This is a genomic window from Sphingomonas sp. CFBP 8765 (genome assembly GCF_014841445.1).
Lineage (GTDB): Bacteria > Pseudomonadota > Alphaproteobacteria > Sphingomonadales > Sphingomonadaceae > Sphingomonas > Sphingomonas aerolata.
Genome location: NZ_JACYTY010000004.1, coordinates 242,228 through 258,036 on the forward strand (window position 1 = coordinate 242,228; position 15,809 = coordinate 258,036).

Genomic DNA, 15,809 nt, shown 5'->3' on the forward strand with positions numbered 1-15,809 from the left:
GCCCCGCTGAACTTCCCCGTTCAGTTTGGGTTTAGCGTGCACAGCTAGCGAGGTCGTCATGCGTATATTGCTCGTCGAGGACGATCCCGATCTCGGCCCCGCGCTGGCCAAGGCCTTGCGAGGCGAGAACTGCGCGGTCGATCTTGCCGCAAACGGCGTCGATGCGGGGCATCTGGGCGACACCGAGGCCTATGACGCCGCCGTGCTGGATCTTGGCCTGCCGGGCCGAGACGGCGTCACGATCCTGCGGGACTGGCGGGCGGCGGGGCGCGACCTTCCCGTGCTGATCCTCACCGCGCGCGACGGATGGTCGGACAAGGTGGCGGGGTTCAAGGCGGGGGCCGATGACTTCATGACCAAGCCATTCCGCGTCGAGGAATTGGTCATGCGGCTGCGTGCGCTGGTGCGCCGGGCGGCGGGGCATGGCGCCACGCGGCTCGAATGCGGCCCGCTCGCCTTCGAGACGCAGATCGGCCAGTTCGAGCTGGACGGTTTGCCGATTAAGCTGACTGCGCTCGAATGGCGGGTGCTCTCGGCGCTGATGCTGTCGAAGGACGCCGTGATCGAGCGGTTGGCGCTGATGGAGCGTGTCTATGAGGGCGATGCGGACGTCGATTCGAACAGCCTCGAGGTGATCGTAGGTCGCCTGCGCAAGAAGATCGGCGCGTCGCTGATCGATACCGTGCGCGGTCGAGGTTACCGGCTTGCGACGCCGATACCCCGATGACGCTGATCCCGCGGTCGATTCATGGGCGGATGCTCGGCCTTTCACTGCTCGCCACCCTCGTTGCTCTCGCGGTTGCGGGCGCGGCGATCGCCGGCGTGCTGCAGCGGTTCGTCACCCAGGGGCTCGACCAGCGGCTCGATGCCGAATTGTCCCTGCTTGCCGGTGCGGTCGATGGCGATGGGCGGATCGACCGGGCGCGACTGACACGGCTTCGTGGCCTGCTCGATGCCGGCCCTGGCTGGCAATGGCAGATCAGCGGTCCGGCACAAACAGTGAGTTCCGCCGAATTTCCGACGCTGCGGACGCCCGGCCCGGCACCGCGAGACGCGCTGCGCGGGGAAGGGGAGGCGCGTCCGCAACCACTGGAGGGACGCGACGGGGTCCATGCTCGACAGATTTCGATCGCGACCGACGCGGGGCCGGTGGTGCTGACCGCAGCGGCACCGCGCGACGTCGTCGCCCGACCGATCCAGGCGGCGGTGGTGCCGTTGCTCGCGACGCTCGGCATCCTTGGCATCTTGCTGGGAATTGCGACGCTGGTGCAGGTGCGGATCGGATTGCGACCGCTGCGCGCGTTGCGCGACGGTGTAGCCGCGATGCGCAGGGGGGCCGCCAGTGTGTCCGAAGCGCAGCCCGACGAGCTTCGTCCGCTCGCGATCGAACTGAACGCGCTCGCGCGGGACAATGCGGCGGCGCTCGCGACCGCGCGCGCGTCGGCGGCTAATCTGGCGCATGCGCTGAAGACCCCCGTCGCGACGCTTGCGCTAACGGTGCGTGACGATCCGGCCCAGGCGGCGCAGCTTGCACGGATCGACGCAACGATCCGGCATCATCTTGCCCGGGCACGCAACATCGCCGGCGGTCATGCGAGCCGCACCGCACTCGCCCCCGCGATCGCCGATCTGGTGTCGACGATCCGGCGGCTGAGGATGGAACGCGGCGTCGTGATCGATGCCGCGATCGATTCCGCGCTGCACGTCGCGGTCGATGCCGCGGATCTAGACGAGCTGGCGGGCAATCTGATCGACAATGCCGCGCGGCATGCGCGAACGACGGTGCGTGTCGCCGCGAGGGTCGATCAGGGCATGATCCGGCTCAGCGTCATCGACGATGGCCCGGGCATCGCGCTGGCGGACCGTCAGCGGGCGACCGCAGCCGGCGTGCGGCTCGACGAACGCGAGGATGGTCATGGGTTCGGCCTGGCGATCGCGCGCGAACTCGCGGCGCTGTATGGCGGCGTGCTGGTCCTCGACGATGCCGCGGGCGGCGGGCTCTCGGCTTCGGTCACATTGCCGATTGGTGCTGCCGTCTAGGATTAGACCACATGCGCGGCGATCAGGTCCGCGGCGTTCGGACGGCGCAGGATGCGGATGCCGTCATCGCGATAGTCGATCAGCCCCATCGCGACAAAGGCGTCGAACCAGCCCTGCATCGGCCACCAGCCCCACCGCGCGTGGAATATCGTCGCGTTGCGGACGATGTCGTCGAGATGCTGGACGGGCGGATCATAGCTGTCGTGATATTGATGACAGGCGATCGCACCGCCGACGAAGATTAGCGGGGTTTGTGCACGTTCGGCACGAAAGCCGAAATCGGTGTCTTCCGCGCCATAGCCGACGAAAGCCTCGTCGAAGCCACCAAGCGCATCGAACCGCGACCGGCGGATCGCGAACGCCAGCGACCAGAACAGGCCGGGATTGGTTTCGCGCCGCGTGCCCGTCGCGGGAAAACAGCGCACCGGATGTGGCCGCCCCGCCGCCAGCAGGACCTCTTCGTTCCACGTCGAACGCGCGTCGTCGGGTCCGAGATAGCGGATATCCGCGCAGAGCAACGCATCGTCCTCATCGAGTACCGCACCCATCCTACCGAGGCACTGCGCCATCGGGATACAGTCTACGTCGAGGAACAGCAGATGTGCAGACGTCGCGTGCCGTGCTGCAAGGTTGCGTGCGGCGGCAAGCGCAAGGGTGCCGGTCTGGAGCCGGTGGACGTGAACGGGGAAGGGCGCCTCCGGCTGCGCGACCGGGGTGCTGCTCATGTCGACGATGATCAGTTCGGCGGGGGCGACCGCGCTCCGTTTCAGGCCCTCGACCAGCTGGATCAGATGGGGTTCGCGGTCCTTGACGAGGGTCAGGACGGAGAGCGGCGTCATTACAGGCACCAGAGGTCGAGGCGGTACGCGTCTTTTCTTTCGGCGCGCTCGACCGCGACGCCGCCGAGCCGATCCCGTAGCTTGTTGACGGCTGCGTCGCCGGTCTGAGGATAGTCGGTATCGCCCGTCCAGTGCACGAGTATGATCCGGCAATCGGGCGTGGCGCTGGCGCGGATCGCGGCGGCTGCGCGCTCGATATCCGCGTCGTCCCAGTAATAAACGACCTCCGACAGCACGACGAGATCGAACGCGCCGTCGGGCGTCTGGGCCGGGAAGCTACAGCGGGTGATCGTGACATTGGGCAATGCGGCGCAGCGCGACCGGGCAAGCTCGACCGCGCGCAGGCTGATGTCGATCGAGGTCAGGATATTGCACAGTGGCGCAAGTTGCGCGGTCAGCACGCCGTGGGCGCAGCCGATCTCCAAGGCCGAACGATAGCGTCGATCGTCGATCGCGGCGATCGTCGCATCAAACTTGGCGGCCTCATACGGGCTCGAAGCGAGCGACCAGGGATCGTCGTCGCCGGTGAAGACGTCGTCGAAATAGCGCGCGTCGAGGCTATGGTCGGGTCGCATATCGGTTCGCTAGATAGAGGAGATCGGTGCCCGGCATGCGCTGTTGCGCGCGCGGCAGGCGAAAGCCGTCGCCCATCAATCCGGTCAACTGGCTGCGGTGCGCGCGAAGCGCGGCGCTGCGCCGGCCGGTCGGCATCGCCGCGGTGCGGACGACGCGCTTGCCCGCGGGGCGTTCGCCCCAGACGGCATATTCGAAGATCGCGACCGGCCTGCGCGCCGCGTACGCAGCATGCACCGCAAGCGTGAAGCACGCGGCATGATCGCAATGCGGCTCGCCTGCCGCGGTGGTCGCAATCGCGTTGACCGCGTGCCGGCGCAACAGGGCCGCGAGTTGCCGCACGGACCGACGGAACGCGGCGCTTCCGGGGCGGTGCGGGTTTGCATCGTGCCAGTCGAGAAACCGCGGGACGATCCGCCGTTCGCCGGTCAACAGCGCGACGGCATGTCGTGCCTCACTGCGCCGTCGCCGGATAAGCGCGCTACGATCCGCCGGCGTCGGGCAGGGATGCGAACCCGATCCGTCGGTCAGGATCATCACCCCGGCAAGGCGATTGCGCGCCGCCGTATCGACGATCAATGCCCCCGTGCCGAGCGTTTCATCATCGGCGTGCGGCGCGAGCACCAGCCACCGCGCGCTGCGCCAGGGACTTCGGCTCAGTGCAGTCGCGGGGGTCACCACAAGCGGTCACCGGCGCCCCAGACGTCGCGGTCGAGCCAGGCGAGCGCCGCCTGATCGCGCGCATAATCAGGGCCTGCCTGACGCAGATAGAGGCTAAGGTCGCGGCTGATCTTGTCCGCACGCTCACCATCAAACGCGCTGCGCGTACCGAGCAGACGGGCGGCGGCTTCCATGACGTCAAGCGCGGCACGCTCGACGACACCGCGCGTCATCTGGACGAAGACGATGGCGTCCGCCTCCTCACGCGCGGCACGTCCCGCAGCCTCACGGACCCAGAGGTAGGCGGTGCGCGCGGCAACTACCGCCTCGGCGAAGCGCGCACGCTGGACGGGGTCGCCGCGCGCGGCGTCGGACAAGGCGCGCCGGGTCTCGGTCAGCAGCCCCTCCATGCCGCCAAGCTGGACCGCCAGGAACCGCCATGCGCCCGCGGTGAACCGGGGTTCGCGGTCATAGTCGCCTGGTGCGCCCAGGGTCTGCATGACGCCGGCGGGATAGCCCGAACATTCATAGCGACCGCTCATGCTCGCACGCATGCCGCGTACGCGCCAGCGGGACGCGTCGGTACGCAGGGGATCATTGGCCGGGATGACGACGACCGGACGCTGGCCCGTTGCCGGACGCGCGGTGACGATTGCGTAATCGATACCGCCGGCTCCGCTTGCGAAGTGCTTGGCCCCATCGAGCACAGGGCCGTCAGGACTGCCGACCACTGCGACGCCGGGCGGGGGTTCGGTCGCCCAGACGCCGAACCAGGCGCCGCGGTCGAGTTCGGTATCGAGCCAGGCGAGCTGATCCGCCGATGCATACCAGTCGAACAGCGCGAGCGCGTTGACATGGCCTTCGAACAGCCGCCCGACGCTGAGGTCGCCGCGTCCGACCGTCCGCAACGCATCGAGCAGCTCGTCCGGTGCACAATTGGCCTGCCCACCGAGCGCCCGCGGGGCGAACCGCCGGTGCAGGCAGTGGCGGACCAGTGCGGCCATGCTGTCCGCGGGAAACATCGGGGCGGCATCATAACGCTCGCCGCAGGACGCGAGCGTCTCGACGAGGTCGAGGGACGGCGTCGCGGCGGCCGGCCGTGCAGTCGGGCCACTCATCGGTCGAGCCCCAGCGGCATGTCGCAGCGCATTGGCGGGAGCAGGGGTTCATCGCGCGCGACCCCGGAATCACCACCCGGCTGGTCGCGCCGCATCCGTCGCCACGCCGCGCGTGCGCGCCATTGATCGAACGACGGCAGAAGAATGGGCTCGCCGCGCGCCACCCGATCGGACAGCGCCTGCATATGGTCCGCCATGCCCCCGGTCGCGCGACCGATGGTGCGCGCGGACACACGGGTCCACACGCTCATCGGATGGCCAAGGCGACCACCTGCCGCGACCGCCGCCTCGACCAGTGCACGGTCTTCCCCGGCGGGGATAGCGGGGACACCGCCCGCCGCACGGTAGAGCGGGGCAAGAATCGCCAGGCTTGCGCCGGTATGGTCGCCGTGACGGGGCGCCAGATCCCAGCGGCACGGATCGATGTCGTCCTCGATCGCGCGAACACAGGCCCAGTAGCGGTCGAGCTTGACCTGCATCGCATCCATGTCCGCGGCGAGCGGTTCGGCATCGTCGACGACGATCCGGCCGCCGACGATATCAAGCCCCGCGTCGATCGCGCGAAGCATCGCCGAGATCCAGTCTGACGGCGGCCGGGTATCGGCATCGGTGGAGATGAGAACGCCGCGATCCGGATCGATGCGTGCCAAGCCAGCCTCCATCGCCAGGCGTCGTGCGGTGCCGGCATGCGCACGCTCGGGCGGAAGATCGTGGCACGCTACGGCGAGATGCAGTCGCTCGCCCCAGGCGGCCTGTGCCCGGGCCACCGCGGCGACGCTGTCATCGACGGTGTTATTGATCAAGATCGAGACGCGGATCGGCCCATCCACGTCCTGTCGCGCGAGGGCGTCGAGCAGAATTGGCAGGCGGTCTGCCTCGTCACGCGCGGGCACGCATACGCAGAAGCGGGCGTCCGTCATGCCGCCCCCGCCAACGTGATTGGATAGTCAGACGCGCCGCCCCGTGCGGCGTGCCGTGTCGGCCGGATCATCTCTTCGTACAAATCCTCATAGCGGTCGATCATGACGTCGGCGTCGCAGATCGCCTCGGCACGCAGGCGGCAGGCGCGGCGGTCGAGCAGCACCGCCCGCCGCGCGGCGTCCGCGAGCGATGCGACATCGTCCGCGCGTGCGAGCGTGCCACAGGACTCGTCGAGGAGCGCCGGAATCGCGCCGCGCGCAAAGGCGGCGACGGGCGTCCCGGACGCGAGGGCTTCGGCGACCACCAGCCCGAACGGTTCCTCCCAGCGAGGCGTACAGAGGAACGCACTCGCGCCGCCGACGAGCGCACCGAGTGCCGCATGCTCGAGATGGCCGACATGCGTGACGTCGGCGCCGAGCCGCGGCAGGATCTCGGCCGCATAATAGTCCGGATCGGAGATCGGTCCGGCGATGCGGAGCGGATAGCCTGCCAGCCTAGCCGCGTCGATCGCCAGATGAAGGCCCTTTTCGGCGACGATCCGCCCATACCAGATGAGATAGCGGTCGGGATCCGCGGCACGTTGGAAGGGGAAGCTCGCAAGGTCGATACCGTTCGGGATCGTCCGGTCGATCGGCGTCACGTGGCTCCACAGACCACGGATCGTATCAGATACGGCAACGAACCGCATCGATGGTGACTTGCAGAGGCGGATGCCGCTTTCCAGCCAGCAGAACGGGGGTGTGTGCAGCGTCGTGACCATCGGCGTATCGAGCGTTTCCGCCATCGAGACGGGAAGATAGTGGAGCGAGTTGTTGTGGATGACGTCGAACCGTCGATTTCTCAGCATGCTCATCAGCCGCAGATAGGCATGGTGTTCGCGGAAGAACGTCACGTCCTGCGCTTCGGCGGTGCCGGTTTCGAGAAGCGAGGTTTCGTCGCAGATTGCCTCGAGCCCCATTGCCGGATCGGATTTCATCGATGCGAATACTGTGACCGCATGTCCACGTCGGCGTAACGCGGTCGCCAACAGGTGCGTATGCATCTCAAGGCCACCGGCAAAAGGCTCGCGGATGGCATATTTGAGATGCGCAATAATCGCGATTCGCATTCCGACCCCTTCACCAGCGATCACGATCTAGGTCGCGTCGATTCGGTGAGAAACGCATCAATTCGGCTTTTATGTCCGATACTCGGACCGGGTTTGTGCTAATCTATATCAATACTATAGTAGGTCGCGGTCGGGCTGCATGTCGGGATGTGCAGCGGCGAAGGCCGGCAGGGTCGCGGCGTTCGCGGCGGCGGTGGCCAGACAGGGGTAGCGTGAGAGATCGACGGCGAAGCGTTCGGCCGCATAGACCTGCGGCACGAGATAGCAGTCGGCCAGCGTCGGCGTGGCGCCAAAGGCATAGCCGCCGCCATAGCGAGCGATCTGTGGCTCGATCGCATCGAATCCCGCGGTCATCCACCGCGCGATCCAGGCCGATACCTGATCGGGCGTCGCGGCGAAATCTGTCCTGAGTGCATCAAGGATCCGCAGATTGTTGACCGGATGAATGTCGCACCCGATCGTCGCCGCAATGCCGCGCACGATCGCGGCCTCGGTCGGATCGGCGGGCAATAGCGGCGCCGCCGGATAGGTCGCGTCGAGCCATTCGAGGATGGCAGGCGACTGCGTCAGGATCGTGCCGTCGCCGATCTCGAGCGCAGGTACCAGCCCTTGCGGGTTGAGCGCGAGATAGGCCGCGTCACGCTGCTCGCCGGTCCTGAGGTCGTGCGTGCGTTGCTCATAAGCGCACTGCTTCAGGTTCAGCCCGATCCGCACACGGTACGAGGTTGTCGACCGCCAATAGCCGTGCAGGATCATGCCGGCAGCACCGCCTTGGGGAAATCGGCCCAGACAGCGTCATAATCGAGCTGGGCATGCTCCAGCGCATGCGGCGTCGGTCGGTAGGGCCAGCAGCTCTCGACCATGAAGGCCATGGTCCCGTCGATCTTGTGCGGCTTGAGATCGGCGTTGGTCGCGGCAGTCCAGCTATCGAGGTCGGGACCGTGGCCTGCCATCAGATTGTGCAGGCTCAGACCGCCGGGCGTGAAGCCGGCCGCCTTGGCGTCATAGGCGCCGTGGATCAGCCCCATCGCCTCGGACATGACGTTGCGGTGGAACCAGGGCGGGCGGAACGTGTCCTCGGCGACCATCCAGCGCGGCGGGAAGACGACGAAATCGGCGTTCGCGCGCCCGGGTACGTCGGAGGGCGAGGTCAGAACGGTGAAGATCGACGGATCGGGATGGTCGAAGCTCACCGTGTTGATCGTGTTGAACTGCGCGAGATCGTAACGCCACGGCGCCAGATTGCCGTGCCACGCCACGACGTCGAGCGGACTGTGCTCGAGCGTCGTGCACCACAGCGCTCCCATGAATTTCTGGATAACCTCGAACCGCGTGTCGCGATCCTCGAACCAGGCGACCGGCGTTTCGAAATCGCGCGGATTGGCCAGCCCGTTCGCGCCGATTGGACCTAGATCGGGCAGACGGAACAGGGCGCCATGGTTTTCCGCGACATAGCCCGTTGCTTGCCCATCGGGTAGCAAAGCCCGGAAACGAACACCGCGCGGGATGAGCGCGATCTGGCCGGGCGCGACCATGATCCGCCCGAGCTCGGTCAGAAGTTCGAGCCGCCCCGCCTGGGGGATGAAGAGCAGTTCGCCATCGGCATCGACAAAGACCCGCGCGGTCATGTCGCGGTTGGCGGCATAGAGGTGGACCGCGACGCCCTCCAGATCCGCAGGATCGCGGGTGGCGAGCATCGTCGTCATGCCGTCGATCAGGTCGGTTCCCGCTGGCGGCGGCGCGCTCGGGTCCCAGCGCAGCCGGTTGGGCGCCAGTGGACCGTTATGCGCGCCCGCGGCAAAGCGGGCGGCGCCGTCATATCGGACATAGGGCGGATGTTCGGCGGTGGGACGCATGCGGTACAGCCAGCTCCGCCGGTTCTCGTGACGCGGTGCGGTGAAGGCCGTGCCTGACAGCTGCTCGGTGTACAGCCCGAAGGGCGGTCGCTGTGGCGCATTGCGCCCGACGGGTAGCGCGCCTGCGACGGCCTCGGTCGCGACATGGTTGCCGAAACCCGAAATATAGCCGGTGGCGGCCGGGTCATTGGCCATCGTAACACTCTCCTCGCGCACCCCTGTTCGACGTGCCGCGGGGGCCGGGGGTTTCAAGAAGGACGATGGCCCCCGACCAATATGGTGTCAACTGTTACCAGTTTGTGCCGCTTTCGCCTCCTGCCGGAAGCGGTGGAGCAGGGGTTCGGTATAGCCGTTCGGCTGATCAAGCCCTTCGAAGACGAGCGCGCGCGCGGCGCGATAGGCCAGGCTGGTCGCTTCGTGCCCGACCATCGGCCGATAGTGCGGATCGGAAGCATTCTGCGCATCGACCTTGGCCGCCATCTTCACGAAGGCGGCATCGACCTCGGCGGGTGTTGCGATGCCGTGGAGCATCCAGTTCGCCATATGTTGCGAGCTGATCCGCAGGGTCGCGCGATCTTCCATCAGGCCGATGTCATGAATGTCCGGCACCTTCGAGCAGCCGACGCCCTGGTCGATCCAGCGCACGACATAGCCGAGAATGCCCTGCGCATTGTTCTCGAGCTCGTCGCGGATCTCGTCGGGGGACCAGTTATGGCCGTGTGCCAGCGGGATCGTCAGCAGCTTCTCGAGCGGCGTGACGGGCTCGCTCTGTCGTGCCGCCTGCCGCGCGAAGACGTCGACGCGGTGGTAATGCGTCGCGTGGAGCGTCGCCGCGGTGGGTGAGGGGACCCAGGCGGTGTTGGCGCCGGTCATCGGGTGCGCGATCTTCTGGTCGAGCATGTCCGCCATGCGATCGGGCGCGGCCCACATGCCTTTGCCGATCTGAGCGCGACCGCTGAGGCCACAGGCGAGGCCGATCTGGACATTGCGATCTTCATAGGCGGCGATCCAGGCGCTCGCCTTCATCTCGCTCTTGCGGATCATCGGTCCGGCGCGCATCGCGGTGTGCATCTCGTCGCCCGTGCGATCGAGGAAGCCCGTGTTGATGAACACGATGCGGTCCTTCACCGCGGCGATACAGGCAGCCAGATTGGCCGAAGTGCGGCGCTCCTCGTCCATCACGCCGACCTTGATCGTGTGGCGGTCGAGGCCGAGCAGATCCTCGACCGCGTCGAACAGCCGATTGGTGAAGCCCGCTTCGTCGGGGCCGTGCATCTTCGGCTTGACGATGTAGATCGATCCCTGACGGCTGTTCCGGAAGCGGCCGGTGCCGTTCAGATCGTGCAGCGCGATCAGCGCGGTCATGATCCCGTCGAGAATGCCCTCGGGCGCTTCCGTCCCATCGGGCAGATGGATCGCGGGCGTGGTCATCAGATGGCCGACATTGCGGATGAACAACAGGCTGCGTCCCGGCAGGACGATCTCCGACCCGCCCTGCGCGATGTAGCGCCGGTCGTCCTCCAAGGACCGGGTCAGCGTCCGGCCTCCCTTGTCGAACTGCGCCTCCAGATCGCCCTTCATCAGCCCCAGCCAATTGGCATAGGCCGCGACCTTGTCGTCGGCATCGACCGCTGCGACCGAATCCTCGAGGTCGACGATCGTCGTGAGCGCGGATTCAAGCCGGACATCGGCAAGTCCGGCGGGGTCGGATGCGCCGATCGGATGGTCGCGATCGATGACAAGTTCGATATGCAGGCCATTGTGGCGCAACAGAATCGTGCTGCCGGCACGGCCGCGGAGCTGATCCGGTGTTGCCAGCACGGGCGGGCTGCCGTCCCAATCGGTCCATGAGCCCGACGCAAGCGGCACGCTGGAATCAAGGAACGCCTTGGCCCAGGCGATAACCTGCGCACCGCGGTCCGGATCATAACCCCGACCCGACGGCGTTCCGGGGATCACGTCGGTGCCGTAAAGCGCGTCGTACAGGCTACCCCAGCGTGCGTTTGCGGCGTTGAGGACGAACCGGGCATTGAGGATGGGCACGACGAGTTGCGGGCCTGCCAGCCGTGCCACCTCGTCATCGACGCGGGTCGAGGTCGCCACGAACGGCGCAGGCTCCTCAACGAGATAACCGATCTCGTGAAGAAAGCGCGCCTGCGCGTCCGGATCGACGGGGCGGCCGCCAAATGCGTCGTACCAGGCGTCGATCTTCGCCTGCAGCGCATCGCGGCGAGCAAGCAGATCGCGATTTTCGGGTGCGAAGCGGGCGTAGATGTCGGCCATTCCGGACCAGAAGGCGGACGGGTCGACCCCCGTGCCGGGCAGCGCCTGGTCTTCGAGGAACCGTGCCAGCGGTGCGGCGACACGCAGCCCCGCCTTGTCGATCATGCCGTCTGACGTCGCGCTCATCGCTCTCTCCCTATCTGACGATCATTCTATACGACCGCCAGGCTGTTCGGTAGACGATCAAGTGTTGAAGCTGTCGATCACCGGGGGAATGAATGGATCCGGATGCCGCCTTGTTCGTCGACGTCGTCGCGGCAGGAAGCCTGAGCGGGGCTGCCCGCTTGCGCCGCATCTCTCCGGCGATGGTGTCAAAACGGATCGTCCGGCTCGAGACGCGGCTCGGGGTGCGTCTGCTCAATCGTACGACACGGCGGTTAGAGCCGACGGCGCGGGGCGAGCGGTACCACGCCGACATGGTGGCGATCCTTGCCGCGATCCGGGAGGCCGAGGGGCGGGTCGGCGACCGGGCCGCCGGGCCGAGCGGTCCGCTTCGCGTCAGCGCGCCGACGTCGTTCGGGCGCTTGCATATCGCACCTCGGCTCAAGCCCTTTCTCGATGCGCATCCCGACATCGCGCTCGAACTAAATCTGTCAGACGGTTTTTCGGACCTGCTCGGCGAAGGGATCGACCTCGCGATCCGGATCGCGCCGACGGTCGAGCCGGGTTTTGACGCGCACCGGCTGGGCGACAGCCGCCGGGTCTTGTGTGCCGCACCCGCCTATCTCGAGACGGCGGGAATTCCCGGCAGCGCGGCGGCGCTGGGTGATCATCGCCTGCTCGCGGCGCGCGGCCAAATGCCGTGGCGGCTGACGGGGCCTGACGGCGATTTCACGATCGATGCCGCGAGCTATGTGCGCACGAATTCGAGCGAGGTCGTAAGAGAACTCGCGCTGTCGGGCGTGGGGATCGCGCTGCGGTCGCTGTGGGACGTTAGCAGCGATCTGGCGGCGGGGCGGCTCGTTCGCGTCCTGCCGGCGATCGAGGGGAGCGCGGATGTGGGGATCTTCGCGCTGCACCCGCGCGGTGCAGTGCCGTCGTCGGTCGTTGCACTGCTCGACTATTTGCGGACGCTGTGGACACCGTCACCGCCCTGGGCCGGCTGATCGAGCGCGCTGGTCACCGCGTCGATCCGGCGGAGCATCGCCGTGAATGCAGCGACTTCGGCCGGGTCGAACTGCGCAAAGATCCGCGCCTCCAGATCGCGCGCCTTGGGTGCGACCGCAGCGTAAAGCGTGCGACCGGCATCGCTGAGCATCAACAGGTGCGAGCGACGGTCGCTGGCATTGGCGCGCCGTTCGAGAAGGCCTCGCTCGACCAGCGCGATCGCCGCGCGGCTTACCGTAACCTTATCCATGCGCGTACGATGACCGATTTCCGCCTGCGTAATGCCGCCGGTTTCGGCGATGACGGCGACCAGCCGCCATTCGGGGATCGAGAGGCCGAACAGCGATTCATAGCTGCGCGCGATCGTGTCGCTGACGAGGTTCGACGTGAACGACAGCCGGAACGGGATGAAGTCGTCGAGCAGAAGTGGGCGGTCGGATGAAGCGGTCATGGCACGGGATAGTATCAGTTGACACGATCTGCGCAAACGCGCAGTTGGTATCCAACGATACTATAAAGCTGTGAGAGGCTGTCGCATCATGGAGCATATGGACGTCAACCCGATGGGGTTGGATGGTTTCGAGTTCTGCGAGTTCACATCGCCCGATCCGGCGGCGATGGGCAAACAGTTCGAGCAATTGGGTTTCGTGCCCGCGTCCCGGCATCCGACCAAGGCAGTGACCCGCTACAAACAGGGTCGCATCAACCTTCTGCTCAATGCGGAGCCGACGGGGCAGGCCGCGTCGTTCCGCGCCGACCATGGTCCGTCGGCCAATGGCATGGCGTTCCGTGTCGCGGACGCCAAGGCGGCCTTCGACGCTGCGCTGGCACGCGGTGCGAAGGCGGCCGATGCATCGCTCGGGGCGCTGGGCGACGAGAGCTACGCGCTGGAGGGGATCGGCGGATCGTTGCTCTATCTCGTCGACCGTCATGGCGGCGCGGGCAGCCTGTACGATGCGTGGGATCAGATCCCGGGTGCGGCGGAGGCCGAGGCAGAGAATTCGGTCGGTCTCGATCTGCTTGACCATCTTACCCACAACGTAAAGCGCGGGCAGATGCGGACCTGGTCGACCTTTTACGGTCAGATTTTCGGGTTCGAAGAGCAGAAATATTTCGACATCAAGGGCAAGGCGACGGGCCTGTTCAGCCAGGCGATGATCGCGCCCGATCGCGCGATCCGGATCCCGCTGAACGAGAGCCAGGACGACCACAGCCAGATCGAGGAGTTCATCCGCGATTATAACGGCGAAGGCATCCAGCATCTCGCGCTGACCACCGACGATATCTACACGACCGTCGAGAAACTGCGGGCTCGCGGCGTCCGGCTGCAGGACACGATCGAGACCTATTACGAACTGGTCGACAAGCGTGTGCCGAACCATGGCGAAGATCTCGAGCGGCTGCGGCGCAACCGGATCCTGCTCGACGGCAATGTCGGCGAAGAGGGGCTGCTGCTCCAGATCTTCACCGAACCGCTGTTCGGGCCGATCTTTTTCGAGGTCATCCAGCGCAAGGGCAATGAGGGGTTCGGCAACGGCAACTTTCAGGCGCTGTACGAATCGATCGAACTCGACCAGATCCGGCGTGGGGTGATCACGGTCGACGCGTGACGACGTCATGACGGACATGCAGGGCCAGCCGGGCGACGACAGTGCCGTGAGCGATGCGCCGTCGCCGGTGCGGCTGTTCGCCACGCCGGCCGGTATCGCGCTCGGGTCGATCGAGGCGATCGCACCCGGCCAGTCGAGAGGCTATGTCGTGCAGATGCGCGCGGGGCGGTTCCACGGTTTTGCGGTTCGGCGCGGTGACGGGGTCGTCGGCTATGTCGACCGCTGCCCGCACGCCGGACTGCCACTGGCGCGCGCCCTCGACGACTATCTGAGCCCGAATGGCGACTTGATCGTCTGTGGGTGGCATTCCGCACTGTTCAGAATCGACGATGGCCGCTGCGTCGGCGGCCCCTGCGTGGGTCAAGCGCTTGCGGTCTGGCCGATCACGGTCGTAGACGGCGTGATCACGACGCTCGGCGCGACGGCTGCGGTCCCTGACCCTCGCTGAGCATCGGGCGAGAACGGTAAAGAGAACAGCCCGGCAAGCCACGGGAACAATACGGTAAGGAGAGTTTCGTGACGCCAGATTTCGACTTCGCGCTGGGCGAAGCCGCGGACATGATCCGCGACACGACGCAGCGTTTTGCGAAGGAGAAGATCGCTCCGCTGGCTGCGAAGATCGATGCGGACGACTGGTTTCCCCGCGAGCTCTGGCCGGCAATGGGCGAGCTGGGGCTTCACGGCATCACCGTCGAGGAAGAGTATGGCGGGCTCGGGCTCGGCTATCTCGAGCATGTCGTTGCGGTCGAGGAAGTATCGCGCGCATCGGCGTCGATCGGCTTGAGCTATGGCGCGCATTCCAACTTGTGCGTCAATCAGATCCGCCGCTGGGGCAATGCCGAGCAAAAGGCGAAATATCTGCCCAAGCTGGTGTCGGGCGAGCATGTCGGAAGCCTCGCGATGTCCGAAGCCGGGGCGGGATCCGACGTCGTGTCGATGAAGCTGAAGGCGGTGAAGACTGAGCGCGGCTATGTCCTGAACGGCACCAAATTCTGGATCACAAACGCGGCCTATGCCGATACGCTCGTCGTCTATGCGAAGACGGGGGAGGGATCGAAAGGGATCACCGCCTTCCTGATCGAGAAGGACATGCCGGGTTTCGCGATCGGGCAGAAAATCGACAAGATGGGCATGCGGGGCTCCCCGACCGCCGAGCTCGTCTTCACCGATTGCCACGTGCCGTTCGACGCGGTGATGGGACCGGAGAATGGCGGCGTCGGTGTGCTGATGTCGGGCCTCGACTATGAACGCGCGGTGCTTGCGGGCATTCAGCTCGGCATCATGCAGGCCTGTCTCGACGTGGTCATCCCCTATGTCCGTGAACGCAGGCAGTTCGGGACCGCGATCGGGCAGTTCCAGCTGATCCAGGCCAAGATCGCCGACATGTATGTCGCGTTGAGTTCCGCGCGCGCCTATGTCTATGCCGTCGCGCGATCGTGCGATGCGGGCAAGACGACGCGGTTCGACGCGGCGGGCGCGATCCTGCTGGCGAGCGAGAGCGCGGTGAAGGTCTCGCTGGAATCGATCCAGGCTCTGGGTGGCGCTGGCTATACCAAGGACTGGCCGGTCGAGCGTTTCATGCGCGACGCCAAGCTGCTCGACATCGGCGCGGGAACGAACGAGATTCGCCGGATGCTGATCGGACGCGAACTGATCGGTGCCGCACCCAAGGTGATGCAATGAGCGTGCGGATC

The 15,809-nt window shown here is 66.4% G+C and carries 16 protein-coding genes; 6 read left to right on the top strand and 10 right to left on the bottom strand.

Annotated elements, in window-relative coordinates:
• Positions 1-58 precede the first annotated feature (58 nt).
• Both IFT87_RS12410 and IFT87_RS12415 read left to right on the top strand, forming a co-directional pair.
• The gene (locus IFT87_RS12410; RefSeq protein ID WP_031439081.1) at positions 59-727 is read left to right on the top strand and encodes a response regulator; all 669 of its coding nucleotides are present in this window, start codon (positions 59-61) and stop codon (positions 725-727) included.
• Positions 724-2,040: a sensor histidine kinase gene (locus IFT87_RS12415; RefSeq protein WP_037528750.1), complete on the top strand. Its 1,317-nt coding sequence runs from the start codon at positions 724-726 to the stop codon at positions 2,038-2,040. The genes IFT87_RS12410 and IFT87_RS12415 overlap by 4 nt, the downstream gene beginning before the upstream one ends.
• Before the next feature lie 2 nt (positions 2,041-2,042).
• Here the strand turns inward: IFT87_RS12415 and IFT87_RS12420 are convergent, their stop codons facing one another.
• The 9 genes from IFT87_RS12420 to IFT87_RS12460 all read right to left on the bottom strand — a co-directional run bounded on the left by IFT87_RS12420 (position 2,043) and on the right by IFT87_RS12460 (position 11,524).
• On the bottom strand, positions 2,043-2,879 hold the full coding sequence (locus tag IFT87_RS12420) for a glycosyltransferase family 2 protein (protein ID WP_037528753.1): 837 nt from the start codon (positions 2,877-2,879) through the stop codon (positions 2,043-2,045).
• Positions 2,879-3,454: an SAM-dependent methyltransferase gene (locus IFT87_RS12425; RefSeq protein WP_037528755.1), complete on the bottom strand. Its 576-nt coding sequence runs from the start codon at positions 3,452-3,454 to the stop codon at positions 2,879-2,881. Before IFT87_RS12425 ends, IFT87_RS12420 begins: the two co-directional genes overlap by 1 nt.
• A complete protein-coding gene (locus IFT87_RS12430) occupies positions 3,438-4,130 on the bottom strand; it encodes a PIG-L deacetylase family protein (RefSeq protein WP_342211158.1) in 693 nt (230 codons plus the stop codon). Before IFT87_RS12430 ends, IFT87_RS12425 begins: the two co-directional genes overlap by 17 nt.
• Entirely contained in the window at positions 4,127-5,230 is a 1,104-nt protein-coding gene (locus IFT87_RS12435) for an acyl-CoA dehydrogenase family protein (RefSeq protein ID WP_192008669.1), read from the bottom strand. Before IFT87_RS12435 ends, IFT87_RS12430 begins: the two co-directional genes overlap by 4 nt.
• A complete protein-coding gene (locus IFT87_RS12440; protein ID WP_192008671.1) occupies positions 5,227-6,150 on the bottom strand; it encodes a glycosyltransferase in 924 nt (307 codons plus the stop codon). Before IFT87_RS12440 ends, IFT87_RS12435 begins: the two co-directional genes overlap by 4 nt.
• Complete coding sequence (locus IFT87_RS12445) at positions 6,147-7,259, bottom strand: glycosyltransferase family 4 protein (protein WP_192008673.1); 1,113 nt, start codon at positions 7,257-7,259, stop codon at positions 6,147-6,149. The genes IFT87_RS12440 and IFT87_RS12445 overlap by 4 nt, the downstream gene beginning before the upstream one ends.
• Before the next feature lie 114 nt (positions 7,260-7,373).
• A complete protein-coding gene (gene maiA, locus IFT87_RS12450) occupies positions 7,374-8,015 on the bottom strand; it encodes a maleylacetoacetate isomerase (protein ID WP_037528759.1) in 642 nt (213 codons plus the stop codon).
• Positions 8,012-9,310, bottom strand: coding sequence for a homogentisate 1,2-dioxygenase (hmgA, locus tag IFT87_RS12455; RefSeq protein ID WP_192008675.1), 1,299 nt, complete (start codon positions 9,308-9,310; stop codon positions 8,012-8,014). Before hmgA ends, maiA begins: the two co-directional genes overlap by 4 nt.
• Before the next feature lie 87 nt (positions 9,311-9,397).
• Positions 9,398-11,524, bottom strand: a complete 2,127-nt coding sequence (locus IFT87_RS12460; protein ID WP_249403328.1) for a malate synthase G — start codon at positions 11,522-11,524, stop codon at positions 9,398-9,400.
• 92 nt (positions 11,525-11,616) lie between these two features.
• On the opposite strand from IFT87_RS12460, the gene IFT87_RS12465 reads away from it, so the two are divergent.
• Positions 11,617-12,504, top strand: coding sequence for a LysR family transcriptional regulator (locus IFT87_RS12465; protein ID WP_037528761.1), 888 nt, complete (start codon positions 11,617-11,619; stop codon positions 12,502-12,504).
• Here IFT87_RS12465 and IFT87_RS12470 read toward each other — a convergent pair.
• Complete coding sequence (locus tag IFT87_RS12470) at positions 12,459-12,956, bottom strand: MarR family winged helix-turn-helix transcriptional regulator (RefSeq protein ID WP_031439069.1); 498 nt, start codon at positions 12,954-12,956, stop codon at positions 12,459-12,461. The genes IFT87_RS12465 and IFT87_RS12470 overlap by 46 nt on opposite strands.
• Positions 12,957-13,044: 88 nt before the next feature.
• Here IFT87_RS12470 and hppD point away from each other — a divergent pair, with 88 nt between their 5' ends.
• The 3 genes from hppD to IFT87_RS12485 all read left to right on the top strand — a co-directional run bounded on the left by hppD (position 13,045) and on the right by IFT87_RS12485 (position 15,798).
• Positions 13,045-14,115: a 4-hydroxyphenylpyruvate dioxygenase gene (hppD, locus tag IFT87_RS12475; RefSeq protein ID WP_037528764.1), complete on the top strand. Its 1,071-nt coding sequence runs from the start codon at positions 13,045-13,047 to the stop codon at positions 14,113-14,115.
• 16 nt (positions 14,116-14,131) lie between these two features.
• Entirely contained in the window at positions 14,132-14,563 is a 432-nt protein-coding gene (locus IFT87_RS12480) for a Rieske (2Fe-2S) protein (RefSeq protein ID WP_128082097.1), read from the top strand.
• A gap of 68 nt (positions 14,564-14,631) precedes the next feature.
• Positions 14,632-15,798: an acyl-CoA dehydrogenase family protein gene (locus tag IFT87_RS12485; protein ID WP_192008677.1), complete on the top strand. Its 1,167-nt coding sequence runs from the start codon at positions 14,632-14,634 to the stop codon at positions 15,796-15,798.
• The last annotated feature ends 11 nt before the right edge of the window (positions 15,799-15,809 follow it).

Coding starts and splice junctions, on each gene's coding strand:
- IFT87_RS12410 (WP_031439081.1), top strand. CDS start 59: ATGCGTATATTGCTCGTCGAGGACGATCCCGATCTCGGCCCCGCGCTG.
- IFT87_RS12415 (WP_037528750.1), top strand. CDS start 724: ATGACGCTGATCCCGCGGTCGATTCATGGGCGGATGCTCGGCCTTTCA.
- IFT87_RS12420 (WP_037528753.1), bottom strand. CDS start 2,879: ATGACGCCGCTCTCCGTCCTGACCCTCGTCAAGGACCGCGAACCCCAT.
- IFT87_RS12425 (WP_037528755.1), bottom strand. CDS start 3,454: ATGCGACCCGACCATAGCCTCGACGCGCGCTATTTCGACGACGTCTTC.
- IFT87_RS12435 (WP_192008669.1), bottom strand. CDS start 5,230: ATGAGTGGCCCGACTGCACGGCCGGCCGCCGCGACGCCGTCCCTCGAC.
- IFT87_RS12440 (WP_192008671.1), bottom strand. CDS start 6,150: ATGACGGACGCCCGCTTCTGCGTATGCGTGCCCGCGCGTGACGAGGCA.
- IFT87_RS12445 (WP_192008673.1), bottom strand. CDS start 7,259: ATGCGAATCGCGATTATTGCGCATCTCAAATATGCCATCCGCGAGCCT.
- maiA (WP_037528759.1), bottom strand. CDS start 8,015: ATGATCCTGCACGGCTATTGGCGGTCGACAACCTCGTACCGTGTGCGG.
- hmgA (WP_192008675.1), bottom strand. CDS start 9,310: ATGGCCAATGACCCGGCCGCCACCGGCTATATTTCGGGTTTCGGCAAC.
- IFT87_RS12460 (WP_249403328.1), bottom strand. CDS start 11,524: ATGAGCGCGACGTCAGACGGCATGATCGACAAGGCGGGGCTGCGTGTC.
- IFT87_RS12465 (WP_037528761.1), top strand. CDS start 11,617: ATGGATCCGGATGCCGCCTTGTTCGTCGACGTCGTCGCGGCAGGAAGC.
- IFT87_RS12470 (WP_031439069.1), bottom strand. CDS start 12,956: ATGACCGCTTCATCCGACCGCCCACTTCTGCTCGACGACTTCATCCCG.
- hppD (WP_037528764.1), top strand. CDS start 13,045: ATGGAGCATATGGACGTCAACCCGATGGGGTTGGATGGTTTCGAGTTC.
- IFT87_RS12480 (WP_128082097.1), top strand. CDS start 14,132: ATGCAGGGCCAGCCGGGCGACGACAGTGCCGTGAGCGATGCGCCGTCG.